This window comes from Kaistia defluvii (assembly GCF_026343955.1).
Lineage (GTDB): Bacteria > Pseudomonadota > Alphaproteobacteria > Rhizobiales > Kaistiaceae > Kaistia > Kaistia defluvii.
The window spans coordinates 207,547-220,089 of record NZ_JAPKNI010000001.1 but is presented as its reverse complement, the minus strand read 5'-3'; the positions used below and the strand labels follow the sequence as shown (position 1 = coordinate 220,089).

Sequence of the window (12,543 nt, the reverse complement as noted above, 5' to 3'; positions counted from 1 at the left end):
CTTGCCCGGGCCGCAACCGCCCCTTGCGGAATAACAGCGGACGGCCCCGGCCCGCGCTCTGCGGCGCAGCGGGCCAGGAACCGTCCGCCGCCCCACCGGCCCTGCCGGTATGGCGGTTGGCCCGTCAAACGGGCGATGCTTTCGGCGAACGGCCCTGCCTGGGTCTAGGGGGGCAGGGGCAGGGCCGTTCGCCCTTCCTTGGCCCGGTTGAGGGGCTAAGGGTTCCGGTATCTCTGCGTCGTGCCAGGGGGTGTTCCCTTGGCTTTGACCTGATGGGAGATTGTCATCCGGCCCTGCCCCTGTCTGTGATGCCCATCACAGCATCGATCGCCGCCACGGCCGGCCTTCGAACCGGAAGGGGGCAGGCAGGGGAGACTGTCATCCGATTGTCCGGCCGCGCGGCTATGCGACGGGGGGCGAAAGCCTATGTCCTATCCGCGGAACGCAGGCGGGCTTAAGGAGTTGGGCTGCGGCGCGGGAAATGAACGAAGGGGGCCATCATGAATCAGCTGGCGTGGTCGGCGAGCCAGTATGTGAAGTTCGAGGACGAGCGCACGCGCCCGGCCCGCGACCTGCTGGCGCAGGTTCCCCTGGCCACGGCCAGGTCGGTGGTCGATCTCGGCTGCGGCCCCGGCAATTCGACGGAGCTTCTGGCAGAGCGCTTTCCCGGCGCCACGATCACCGGCATCGATTCGGCTCCGGACATGCTGGTTGCGGCGCGCAGGCGTCTGCCACGCGTCACCTTCCTTGAAGCCGACATAGCGAACTGGGCGCCGGCCGAACCGGTCGACCTGCTGTTCGCCAATGCGGTGTTCCAGTGGGTTCCCGAGCATCTCGCCGTGCTGGTCCGCCTGATGGACAGCCTGAAGCCGGGCGGCGTGCTGGCCGTGCAGATGCCGGACAATCTCGGCGAACCCACGCATATGCTGATGGAAGAGGTGGCGCATTCCGGGGCGTGGGCCAGCGCCTTTGTCAATCGCGCCATCCGCCGGCCGATGTTGCCGTCGCCGGCCGGATATTTCGAGGCGCTCGGCCCGAAATCCGCTCGTCTCGATGTCTGGCACACGATCTACAACCACCCGCTCGCCGATGCGGCGGCGATCGTGGAATGGGTCAAGGGCACGGGGCTGCGCCCCTATCTCGAGCCGATCCAGCCGGACCTGCGCGAGGCGTTCCTCGAAGCCTATCTGGAGCGGATCGCGGCCTGCTATCCGCCGATGTCGGATGGACGCGTGCTGTTGCGCTTCCCGCGCCTGTTCCTGGTCGCGGTCAAGGCCTGAAGGGCCGCGACCGAGGCGGCCGGCAGGCCCGACAGGGCTCGGAAGCCGGGGGCTACTTCACGGTGCAGACGCCGTTGGCGCCGTGTTTGCCCGTGTAGGACACGCTCGCCGTGCCATCCGGGTTGATGGCCAGCGAGATGGTCACCCCGCCTCCCTTGGCCTCGAAGTAGTTGTCGTTGAACTTCTTGAGCTTGCCTTCCTTGCCGTTGATGTAGATCGGGCCGCCCTCGTCGGCGTGGACCTCGATATTCCCAGGGCAGGTGGCGTTGACCAGGGGGATCCTGGCTTGGGCCGGACCTGCGATGGCCAGGGCGGCGAGGGTGGCGGCGGCGAGCAGCGTGTATCGCATGGTCTTCCCTTTCCGGTTTGGACACGAATGCAACGAGGTTCCCGGGATCCGGTTGCCAGCACCGTCTCCGTTCGTCAGGAGACGGCCAAGGCTGGCACCGGCCTCGCCGGGGCGTCGACGGTGGGCGCCGTGGCGCCGGCGGCCAGTACCAGCAGGCGGCCGAGCGCTTCGAAGTCGTCGCGGCGCGGCGAGGACCGTCGCCAGACCAGCCCGATCTCGCGCTGCGGCTCGGGCGCGCGGAAGCGCGATAGCGCGATGCGCTCGTCGCGCGCTTCGACCGGCACGCACATCTCGGGCAGCAGGGTCACGCCATAGCCGTTCGCCACCATCTGCATGATGGTGGAGAGGCTGGCGGCGCCAAAGCCATTCATCTTCTCTGAGCGTGGAATGCGGCAATAGGTCAGCGCCTGGTCGCGCAGGCAGTGGCCTTCCTCCAGCAGCAGCAACCGGTCGGGCGGGATCATGTCGGGGCTGCTGAAGGCGGCGACGGAAGTGGGCGTTCCCGCCTTGGCCGCGAGCAGGAAACGATCGATGAAGAGCGGCAGGCTTTCGAAGCTCGAATCCGCTGCCGGCAGGGCCATCAGCACGACGTCGAGCTTGCCCTGGGCCAGTTCGTCGATCAGCGCGCTGGTATGCGTCTCGCGCAGCTGCAGTTCCAGCGCGGGATAGGTGTGCTGCACGAGCGGCAATGCTTTCGGCAGCAGATAGGGGGCGATCGAGGGGATCACGCCGATGCGCAACGGACCGGACAGCAAGCCGCCGCCATGGCGGGCGTAGTCCATCAGGTCGCGCACCTCGCCCAGGATGCGAAGCGCCCGTCGCGCCACTTCCTCGCCTTTCGGCGTCACCGCGATGCGGCGTGAGCCACGCTCCAGCAGCGGCACGCCGAGCGTCGCCTCGAGCTCGCCGATCTGCTGCGACAGGGCAGGCTGGGTCACGGCGCATTCGGCCGCCGCCCTGCCGAAATGCAGGTGGCGCGCGACGGCCTCGAAATAGCGCAGCTGGCGAAGCGTGATCACGATTTTTGCCGTTTGGAATTGATGTAGATCATGGCCGATAAGTTATTCTTATCGATAGTCGCATTCAATATGATTTGGAACCGGTCTAATCGCGTGGCATCTTACGGCCATGTCGAAGGCGGCTCGAATGTCGCCGAATACCCTTGGAGGGCGCCATGACAGACAAACTGACGACAACGGCCGGCGCGCCGGTCGCGGACAACCAGAATTCCCTGACGGCGGGCGAGCGCGGACCGGTCCTCCTGCAGGATTGGCAGCTGGTCGAGAAGCTCGCGCACCAGAATCGCGAACGGATCCCGGAGCGCGTGGTCCATGCCAAGGGCTGGGGCGCCTATGGCACGCTGACCATCACCGGCGACATTTCCAAATATACCAAGGCCAAGGCGCTGCAGCCCGGCGCGCAGACGCCGATGATCGCCCGCTTCTCGACGGTGGCCGGCGAACTCGGCGCCGCCGATGCCGAGCGCGACGTGCGCGGATTCGCCCTCAAATTCTACACCGAAGACGGCAACTGGGATCTCGTCGGCAACAACACGCCGGTGTTCTTCGTCCGCGATCCGCTGAAGTTCCCCGACTTCATCCACACGCAGAAGCGCCATCCCAAGACCAATCTCCGCTCGCCGACGGCGATGTGGGATTTCTGGTCTTTGTCGCCCGAGAGCCTGCACCAGGTCACGATCCTGTTCTCGGATCGCGGCCTTCCGACCTCCGTGCGCAAGATGAACGGCTACGGTTCGCACACCTATTCGTTCATCAACGCCGACAATGAGCGCTTCTGGGTCAAGTTCCACTTCAAGACGCAGCAGGGCCACGAACACTGGACCAATGCGGAAGCCGCTGACGTCGTCGGCAAGACCCGCGAATCGACGCAGGAAGACCTGTTCGGCGCGATCGAGAAGCATGAGTTCCCGCGCTGGAAGGTGCAGGTCCAGGTCATGCCCGAGACCGACGCCGACAAGACCTCGTACAATCCGTTCGATCTCACCAAGGTGTGGCCGCACGCCGAATATCCGCCGATCGATCTCGGATTTCTCGAGCTGAACCGCAACCCGGAAAACTATTTCGCGGAGATCGAGCAGGTCGCCTTCTCGCCGTCCAACATCGTTCCCGGCATCGGCTTCTCGCCGGACAAGATGTTGCAGGCGCGGATCTTCTCCTATGCGGACGCCCACCGTTACCGGCTCGGCACGCATTACGAGGCGCTGCCCGTCAATGCGCCGAAGGTGCCGGTGCACAACTACCACAAGGACGGCGCGATGCGCTTCTTCCCGCCGGCGACCAACAACGACGCCTATTACGAGCCGAATTCGTTCAATGGCCCGAAGCAGGACCCGGCCGTCGCCGAGCCTCCGCTGAAGATCCAGGGCGATGCGGACCGCTACAACCATCGCATCGGCAATGACGACTACAAGCAGCCGGGCGACCTGTTCCGCCTGTTCAATGCCGAGCAGAAGGACCGCCTGTTCAGTAATCTTGCCGCCGCCATGCAGGGCGTTCCGGTCGAGATCATCAACCGGCAGCTGGTGCATTTCTATCGCGCCGACCCCGAATATGGCATCGGCGTCGCCACCAAGCTCGGCCTGCCGACCGAGGGTCTCGCCGCGGCGGCAGAGTGAAACTATTCGCATCCCGGGGAAGGGGCGGCGCCATAGGCGCCGCCCTTTTCGTTTGGGGGAAGGCGCGCCGACGTCCGACAATTCTCTTTACAGATATAAAGATATGTTTATATCTTCCGTCAGCTTGACGGATGACCTTCGCCGTCCTTGTCGAGCGGCGGAGCTTTGATCATGGTGGGCCAGGCGGCTCTTTCGACAGACGCGATCATCACGGCGCTGAAGGCGGCGGGCGAGACGACGCGCTATCGCATCCTGGCGCTGCTGTTTGAAGGCGAACTCTCCGTCAAGGACCTGACCGCGATTCTCGGCCAGTCGCAGCCGCGCATCTCGCGCCACCTGAAGCTCCTGACCGAAGCCGGGCTCATCGAGCGCAATCCCGAAGGCGCCTGGGTCTATTACCGCATCTCCGAATCCGGCGCCGAAAGGCGGCTGGTGCAGGATCTGGTGGCTCTCGCCGATCCCGCCGACACCGCGCTGGCGCGCGATCGTGAATGGCTCGCCGGCGTCAAGCGCGAGCACGCGCAGAATGCCGCCCGCTATTTCACCGAGAACGCCGCCGACTGGGACACCATCCGCTCGCTGCATGTACCGGATACGGCCGTCGAGGCGGCGATGCGGGCGATCCTCGGCACCCGGCCGATCGACAGCTTCCTCGATATCGGGACCGGCACCGGGCGGATGCTGGAATTGCTGGCGCCGCTCTATCACAAGGGCGTCGGCATCGATTCCTCGACGGCGATGCTCGCGGTCGCCCGGGCCAATCTCGACAAGGCCGGCGTCAACCACGCGCAGATCCGCCATGGCGACATCATGAAGCTGCCCATGCCGCGCGACAGCTTCGATCTCGTGGCGATTCACCAGGTGCTGCATTATCTCGACGATCCGGCCGTGGCGCTGGCGGAAGCCGCGCGCGTGCTGCGCCCGAACGGCCGGCTGCTGGTGGTCGACTTTGCCCCGCACGGGCTGGAATTTCTGCGCGAGCGTCATGCGCATCGCCGTCTCGGCTTCTCGCATGAGGTGATGCGGGGCTGGATCGAGCAGGCGGGACTCGTGCTCGAAGAGGCGACCGATCTCGCGGCCAAGTCCGCGGCGGAACAATTGACAGTCACGCTCTGGCTGGCGCGCGATCCGCGCTTTGTCGTTGCCGGAGCTTCGAAGGGGTTGGAGACGGCGTGATGCGTGAGACGATCGATCGGGCGAGCCGCAATGGTATCGGCGCATCGGGGCTGAAGGTCTCGTTCGAGTTCTTTCCGCCCAAGACGGAAGCGATGGAAGAGACGCTGTGGACCTCGATCGAGCGGCTGGCGCCGCTCTCGCCGTCCTTCGTCTCGGTGACCTATGGCGCCGGCGGTTCGACGCGCGAGCGCACGCATGCCACCGTGTCGCGCATCCTCAAGGAAACGGCGCTGAAGCCGGCGGCGCATCTGACCTGCGTCGGCGCCAGCAAGGCCGAGATCGACGCGGTCGTCGACGGCTATGCCGAGACGGGCGTGCGCCACATCGTGGCGCTGCGTGGCGATCCGGTCGCCGGCATCGGCACGGTCTACCAGCCGCATCCCGAAGGCTACGCTCAGGCCTCCGACCTGGTGACGGCCATCCGCCGCCGCCATCCGGAGATCGAGATCTCGGTTTCCGCCTATGCCGAACGCCATCCCGAAAGCCGCGACTGGCAGACGGAGCTGGACAATCTGAAGCGCAAGGTCGACGCCGGCGCGACGCGCGCCATTACCCAGTTCTTTTTCGACAACGATCTCTACGCGGCTTTCCTCGACCGCGCGGCGGCGGCGGGCATTACCATCCCGATCGTGCCCGGCATCGTGCCGGTGATCAATTTCACCCAGACCGCAAAGTTCGCGGAGAAGGCCGGCGCCAGCATTCCGTCCTGGTTCGCGGCGCGCTTCGAAGGCCTGGAGGACGACGCCTCGACGCGCCAGCTTGTGGCGGCGGCGGTCTGCGCCGAGCAGGTGTTCGACCTGGTCGACCGCGGCGTCAACGAGTTCCATTTCTACACGATGAACCGCGCCGACCTCGTCTACGCGATCTGCCATTTGCTCGGCATGCGGCCGGTTACGGCGTCCGTGTCCAAGTCAGAGGCGGCCGCGTGAGGCGGATGTAAGTTCTGGTCAGAACGACTATATTTATGGTCGGTTTGATCGGCGGGAGTGCAGCGGATGGCGTCGTGGCAAGTGCAGGAAGCGAAGACGAAGCTAAGCGAGGTCATCGACCGCGCCATCAGCGAGGGGCCGCAGACGATCACGCGTCACGGCAAGGCGCGGGCCGTGGTGGTCTCGATTGACGAATACGAGGCATTGGCGAAGAAGCGGAGAAATTTCGTCGACTTCCTGATAGACGGCCCAAGGTTCGACATCGATATCGAGCGGTCGAAGGACCTTCCGCGAGATATCGATCTTGAGTGACGCCGGGTTTCTGCTCGACACGAACGTCGTCTCGGAGGCGAGGCGCCCCCGGCCGGATGGTAACGTAACGAGCTTCCTCGTTTCGATACGGGAGCGTCATGTCTGCCTGAGCGTGCTGACGCTTGGCGAGTTGCGAAAGGGTGCCGAGGCGCGTCGTCGGACGGATGTACGCGCAGCGGATAGTCTGGACGAATGGATCGCGGAGATCGAGGACGTCTATGCCGACCGGCTGCTTCCGATTGATGGGACGATCGCCGATCTTTGGGGCCGGCTCAGCGCGGCGCGTCCGCGCCCGGTGATCGACACGCTGATCGCGGCGACGGCCTTGGCGCATGGAATGACCTTGGTGACGCGAAACGTCGCCGACATGAACGATACGGGCGTGGCGCTCATCAATCCGTGGGCGCCAGTGCCGGAACAGGAGTGAGGTAATGGCAATGAGTACGGACCAGGACAGGCGATCTGCCGACCTGAAGCGCGCCGCTTCCGAGCGCATTCTCGTGCTCGATGGCGCCATGGGCACGATGATCCAGCAGCTGAAGTTCTCGGAAGCGGATTTCCGCGGCGAGCGCTTCAAGGACTGGCCGCGCGACCTCAAGGGCAATAACGACCTGCTCATCCTGACGCAGCCGGACGCCATCGAAGGCATCCACCGCCAGTATTTCGAGGCCGGCGCCGACATCGTCGAGACCAACACCTTCTCGTCCACCACGATCGCCCAGGCCGATTACGGCATGGAGGAACTCGCCTACGAACTGAACCGCGAGGGCGCCCGGGTCGCCAGGCGGGCGGCCGATACGGTCGCCGCCGCGACGGGGCGGCCGCGCTTCGTCGCCGGCGCCATCGGGCCGACCAACCGTACCGCCTCGATCTCGCCCGACGTCAACAATCCCGGCTTTCGCGCGGTTACCTTCGACGAGCTTCGCAACGCCTATGCCGAGGCGACGCGCGGGCTGGTCGATGGGGGCGCCGACATCATCCTGATCGAGACGATCTTCGACACGCTGAACGCCAAGGCGGCGGTCGCCGCCGTCGAGGACGTGTTCGAGGAAAAGGGCGTGCAACTGCCGGTGATGATTTCCGGCACGATCACCGACCTGTCCGGCCGCACGCTTTCGGGCCAGACGCCGACCGCCTTCTGGTATTCGCTGCGCCATGCGCGGCCGTTTTCGATCGGCCTTAATTGCGCGCTCGGCGCCCGCGAGATGCGCGCCCATATCGACGAGATTGCGCGCGTCGCCGATACGCTGGTCTGCGCCTATCCGAATGCCGGCCTGCCGAACGAGTTCGGCGAATATGACGAGAGCCCGGCCGCCATGGCCGTGCTGGTCGGCGAGTTCGCGCAGTCCGGCCTGGTCAACGTCGTCGGCGGATGCTGCGGCACGACGCCCGACCACATCCATGCGATCGCCGAAGCGGTCAAGGGGCTCGCGCCGCGCGTCCTGCCCACCGTCTCTCCCAAATTGCGCCTTTCCGGCCTCGAACCGTTTGAACTCGCCTCATGACCTCTTCGACCGCCGTCTTCGTCAATATCGGTGAACGCACCAACGTCACCGGCTCGGCCAAGTTTCGAAAGCTGATCACCGCCGGCGACTATTCGGCGGCGCTCGACGTCGCGCGCGAACAGGTCGCCAACGGGGCGCAGATCCTCGACGTCAACATGGACGAGGGGCTGCTCGATTCCGAAGCGGCGATGGTAACTTTCCTCAACCTGCTGGCGGCCGAGCCAGATATCGCCCGCGTGCCGGTGATGATCGACTCGTCGAAATGGTCGGTGATCGAGGCGGGCCTGAAATGCGTTCAGGGCAAGCCGATCGTCAATTCCATCTCGATGAAGGAAGGCGAGGACCAGTTCCGCGAGCAGGCGCGCAAGCTCCGCCGCTATGGCGCCGCCGTCGTCGTCATGGCCTTCGACGAGAAGGGCCAGGCCGACACGTTCGAGCGCAAGACCGAGATCTGCGCTCGCGCCTACAGGATCCTCGTCGACGAGATCGGCTATCCGCCGGAAGATATCATCTTCGATCCCAACGTCTTCGCCATCGCGACCGGCATCGAGGAGCACAATAATTACGGCGTCGACTTCATCGAGGCGACGCGCTGGATCCGCCAGAACCTGCCGCATGCGCATATTTCGGGCGGCATCTCGAACCTGTCGTTTTCGTTCCGCGGCAATGAGAGTGTTCGCGCTGCGATGCACTCGGTGTTCCTCTACTATGCGATCGCCGCGGGCATGGACATGGGCATCGTCAATGCCGGCGCGCTGCCGGTCTATGACGACATCGATCCGGAACTGCGCGGCCTCTGCGAGGACGTGATCCTCAACCGCCGGGCCGATGGCACGGAGCGGCTGCTGGAGATTGCCGAGCGCTTCAAGGGCGGGGCGAGCTCCAAGAAGGAAGCCGATCTCACCTGGCGCGAATGGCCGGTCGAGAAGCGGCTGGAGCATGCGCTGGTCTCGGGCCTGACCGATTTCATCGAGATCGACACGGAGGAGGCGCGCGCCAAGGCGAGCCGGCCGCTCGACGTCATCGAAGGCCCGCTGATGGCCGGCATGAACGTCGTCGGCGACCTGTTCGGCGCGGGCAAGATGTTCCTGCCGCAGGTGGTGAAATCCGCCCGCGTGATGAAGCAGGCCGTCGCCTATCTGATGCCGTTCATGGAGGAGGAGAAGCGCCGCCTCGGCACGACGGGTTCGTCCTCGGCCGGCAAGATCCTGCTCGCGACGGTGAAGGGCGACGTGCACGACATCGGCAAGAACATTGTCGGCGTCGTGCTCCAGTGCAACAATTTCGAGGTGATCGACCTCGGCGTGATGGTGCCGGCGGCGAAGATCCTCGCCACCGCCAAGGCCGAGAATGTCGACATCATCGGCCTTTCCGGCCTGATCACGCCGTCGCTGGACGAGATGTGCCATGTGGCGGCCGAGATGGAGCGCGAGGACTTTCACGTGCCCCTGCTGATCGGCGGCGCCACGACCTCGAAAGTGCATACCGCCGTCAAGATCCATCCGAACTACGCCAAGGGCCAGGCCGTCTACGTGCTCGACGCCAGCCGCGCCGTCGGTGTCGCGTCGAGCCTGCTCGGCCGCGACAAGGCGAGCTATGTCGCCGACGTGCAGGCCGACTATGTGAAGATTGCCGACGCGCATGCCCGCGCGCAGGAAAACAAGCGCCGCATCACGCTGGCCGCTGCCCGCGACGACGGGCTGAAGCTCGACTGGACCAACTACAAGCCGGTCAAGCCGAGCTTCCTCGGCACCAAGGTGTTCAAGGACTATTCGATCGCCGAACTCGTCCCCTATATCGACTGGACGCCGTTCTTCTCGACCTGGGAGATCAAGGGCACCTATCCGCTGCTGTTCGAGGACGAGAAGGTCGGCGCTGTCGCTCGCTCGCTGTTCAACGACGCGCAGGCCATGCTGAAGCAGATGGTCGAGGAGAAGTGGGTTTCGGCCAATGCGGTGATCGGCTTCTGGCCGGCCAATTCGGTCGGCGACGACATCGCGCTCTATGCCGACGACGCGCGCGACAAGAACCTCGCCACCTTCTTCACGCTGCGCCAGCAGATCGCCCGCTCGACCGACAAGCGCCGCCATGTCGCGCTGTCGGATTTCGTCGCGCCGAAGGAGACGGGGATCGGCGATTACGTTGGCGGCTTCGCCGTCACGACCGGCATTGGCGAGGAGGTCATGGCGGAGCGCTTCAACCGCTCCAATGATGATTACTCGAAGATCCTCAGCCAGGCGCTGACCGACCGTCTGGCGGAAGCCTTTGCCGAGCGTATGCACCAGCGCGTGCGGCGCGAATTCTGGGGCTATGCTAGCGACGAGACGCTGACCAACGAGGAACTGATCCGCGAGAGCTATGCCGGCATTCGCCCGGCGCCCGGCTATCCGGCTCAGCCCGACCATACCGAGAAGCGCACGCTGTTCGATCTGCTCGACGCGGAAAAGCAGGCCGGCATCCTGCTGACCGAGAGCTTCGCCATGTGGCCCGGCTCCTCCGTCTCGGGCCTCTATATCGGCCACCCCGAAAGCTATTATTTCGGCGTCGGCCGGATCGAGGCCGATCAGGTCGCCGATTACGCCGCCCGCAAGGGCTGGGAACTGCGCGAGGCCGAGCGCTGGCTCGCGCCGGTGCTGAATTACGATCCGATCCGGGTCGAAGCGGCCGAATAGGCCCATCCGGCTGCATGCCGTCGACAGGGGCGGCACGCAACTCCGGTTGCGCGAACGCGCGCTGGCAACTGATCCTTGAATCCGCTAGGGACAACCCTTGTCGTCCCCGGCTGTCCGTCCCGGAAGCAATCCCATGTCGGCCACATTCACCGCCACCGGCTTTCGCCGCGGCTTCCTCGAAGGCCTTGCGCTTTTCCCCGGCATGGTCGCCTTCGGCGTCGTGTTCGGCGTGCTGGCCGGCCAGGTCGGGATCTCGATCCTGGGCGCGGCGTCGATGAGCGTCTTCGTCTATGCCGGCACGGCGCAACTTCTGGCGCTGCATGCCTGGGGCGCGCCCGACCTGCTGGTCGCCGTGGTCGTGGCGGTCATTGCCATGAATTCCCGCTATGTCCTGTTCGGGGCCGCGATGCAGCCCTGGATGCGCGGGCTGTCGCCCTGGATCGCCTATCCGTCGATGTTCCTGATGGTCGATGCCAATTGGGCGGCCGCGATGCAGGAACGCGATGCGGGACGGCGGGACGTCGCCGTGTTCGCCGGCCTTGGGCTGGGCTGCATGGTCGGCTGGGTCGCCGGCACGATCGCCGGAACCGGCTTTGGCCAGCTTCTGGGCGATACCCGCCGGCTCGGGCTCGACTTCTTCCTGCCTGCGTTCTTCTTGTCTCTCGCCTGTGGCTTCTGGAAGGGCAGGGGCGACGTGTTGCCGTTTGTCGTGGGCGGCCTGGTGGCGATCGTCTGCGACCGCTTCGTCGGCGGTTCCTGGCACGTGCTGGCCGGCGGCCTTGCGGGCAGCCTGGCCGCGGCCTTCGCGCCCCGTTCCGATGGGAGCCCCGGTCCCGATTCGAAGCCGGGGGGCGAATAGCATGTCGCTCGATCCGAATACCACCGCCGGCTTCGCGATCATCGTCACGGCGATGGCGGTCTCCGCCTATCTGACGCGGATCGCTGGCTTCTTCCTGATGCGCTTCGTGGTGGTGACGCCACGGGTGGAGGCCTGGTTGCGGGCCTTGCCGCTGGCCATCATGGGCTCCATCCTCGGCCCGATCGCCATGCATGGCGGCCCGGCTGAATATGCGGCCTTCGCGGCCACCGCCGCCGTCTATTTCTGGCGGCGCAGCGACATTCTCGCGGCCTTCGCGGGCATGGGAGTGGTCGCGGCGAGCCGGTGGGTGTTTGGGATTTAGGAAGGGGGAGGCCGATCGCTGGCAAAGCCACACCAAACCCTCTCCCGCGAGCGATAGAGGGGCGGTTCCAGCCCGGTCTCAGACGTCTCCAAATCCGAAAGGACCCTCGCCCGTTTGCGGGAGAGGGACTTGCTTGCCATTTGACAATACAACCCAACCTGCCAAGCAATGGCTCGGTTGTTGTCGTTCAGGAACGCTGTCGAGGATACAAATACCTTGGAAAGCGCCTAGATCGCTCCCAATACGATTGCCGCGACGAACAGAAAAGCAGCGCTCACGGCGAGCAGATGGAACGGTTTTGCGAGGCTCATGGACATCTCCCGGGTCTCTCTTACACGCCCAACTTCGAGCTTAAGTATTAACTCGATCGTCCTTTCGGGCAAGGCCCCAATTGGCGGGTTTCGCCGCTAAGTCGGCGCAATCCTGCCATGAATGGGCTAAGCCGTGGAATAATCTCCCAAATCTCTCGGTGGAAAAACGTCCCGGCAGTGGCTTTGTTCCGCT

At 65.1% G+C, this 12,543-nt stretch carries 10 protein-coding genes and 1 pseudogene; 9 read left to right on the top strand and 2 right to left on the bottom strand.

Annotated elements, in window-relative coordinates:
- The first annotated feature begins 509 nt into the window (after nt 1-509).
- Entirely contained in the window at nt 510-1,280 is a 771-nt protein-coding gene (gene tam / locus OSH10_RS00985; protein ID WP_266330350.1) for a trans-aconitate 2-methyltransferase, read from the top strand.
- A gap of 52 nt (nt 1,281-1,332) precedes the next feature.
- On the opposite strand, the gene OSH10_RS00980 is transcribed toward tam, so the two are convergent.
- Nucleotides 1,333-1,629, bottom strand: coding sequence for a hypothetical protein (locus tag OSH10_RS00980; protein ID WP_266329579.1), 297 nt, complete (start codon nt 1,627-1,629; stop codon nt 1,333-1,335).
- A 74-nt stretch (nt 1,630-1,703) separates the two neighbouring features.
- Nucleotides 1,704-2,648, bottom strand: coding sequence for a hydrogen peroxide-inducible genes activator (locus OSH10_RS00975; protein WP_266329578.1), 945 nt, complete (start codon nt 2,646-2,648; stop codon nt 1,704-1,706).
- Between the two features lie 155 nt (nt 2,649-2,803).
- On the opposite strand from OSH10_RS00975, the gene OSH10_RS00970 reads away from it, so the two are divergent.
- From OSH10_RS00970 to OSH10_RS00935, 8 genes and pseudogenes are all read left to right on the top strand, one after another.
- Nucleotides 2,804-4,264 carry a catalase gene (locus OSH10_RS00970; protein WP_266329577.1) on the top strand — a complete coding sequence of 487 codons (1,461 nt, stop codon included), beginning with the start codon at nt 2,804-2,806 and terminating at the stop codon, nt 4,262-4,264.
- Nucleotides 4,265-4,435: 171 nt separating this feature from the next.
- Nucleotides 4,436-5,440, top strand: coding sequence for an ArsR/SmtB family transcription factor (locus tag OSH10_RS00965; RefSeq protein ID WP_266329576.1), 1,005 nt, complete (start codon nt 4,436-4,438; stop codon nt 5,438-5,440).
- On the top strand, nt 5,440-6,369 hold the full coding sequence (metF, locus tag OSH10_RS00960) for a methylenetetrahydrofolate reductase [NAD(P)H] (RefSeq protein ID WP_266329575.1): 930 nt from the start codon (nt 5,440-5,442) through the stop codon (nt 6,367-6,369). The genes OSH10_RS00965 and metF overlap by 1 nt, the downstream gene beginning before the upstream one ends.
- Nucleotides 6,370-6,435: 66 nt before the next feature.
- Complete coding sequence (locus OSH10_RS00955) at nt 6,436-6,681, top strand: type II toxin-antitoxin system Phd/YefM family antitoxin (RefSeq protein WP_266330349.1); 246 nt, start codon at nt 6,436-6,438, stop codon at nt 6,679-6,681.
- Nucleotides 6,674-7,108: a type II toxin-antitoxin system VapC family toxin gene (locus OSH10_RS00950; protein ID WP_266329574.1), complete on the top strand. Its 435-nt coding sequence runs from the start codon at nt 6,674-6,676 to the stop codon at nt 7,106-7,108. Before OSH10_RS00955 ends, OSH10_RS00950 begins: the two co-directional genes overlap by 8 nt.
- A 4-nt stretch (nt 7,109-7,112) precedes the next feature.
- Nucleotides 7,113-10,858: pseudogene (metH, locus tag OSH10_RS00945) on the top strand (methionine synthase).
- Between the two features lie 133 nt (nt 10,859-10,991).
- Nucleotides 10,992-11,717, top strand: coding sequence for an AzlC family ABC transporter permease (locus OSH10_RS00940; RefSeq protein WP_266329573.1), 726 nt, complete (start codon nt 10,992-10,994; stop codon nt 11,715-11,717).
- A 1-nt stretch (nt 11,718) separates the two neighbouring features.
- On the top strand, nt 11,719-12,039 hold the full coding sequence (locus OSH10_RS00935) for an AzlD family protein (protein WP_266329572.1): 321 nt from the start codon (nt 11,719-11,721) through the stop codon (nt 12,037-12,039).
- Nucleotides 12,040-12,543: the final 504 nt, after the last annotated feature.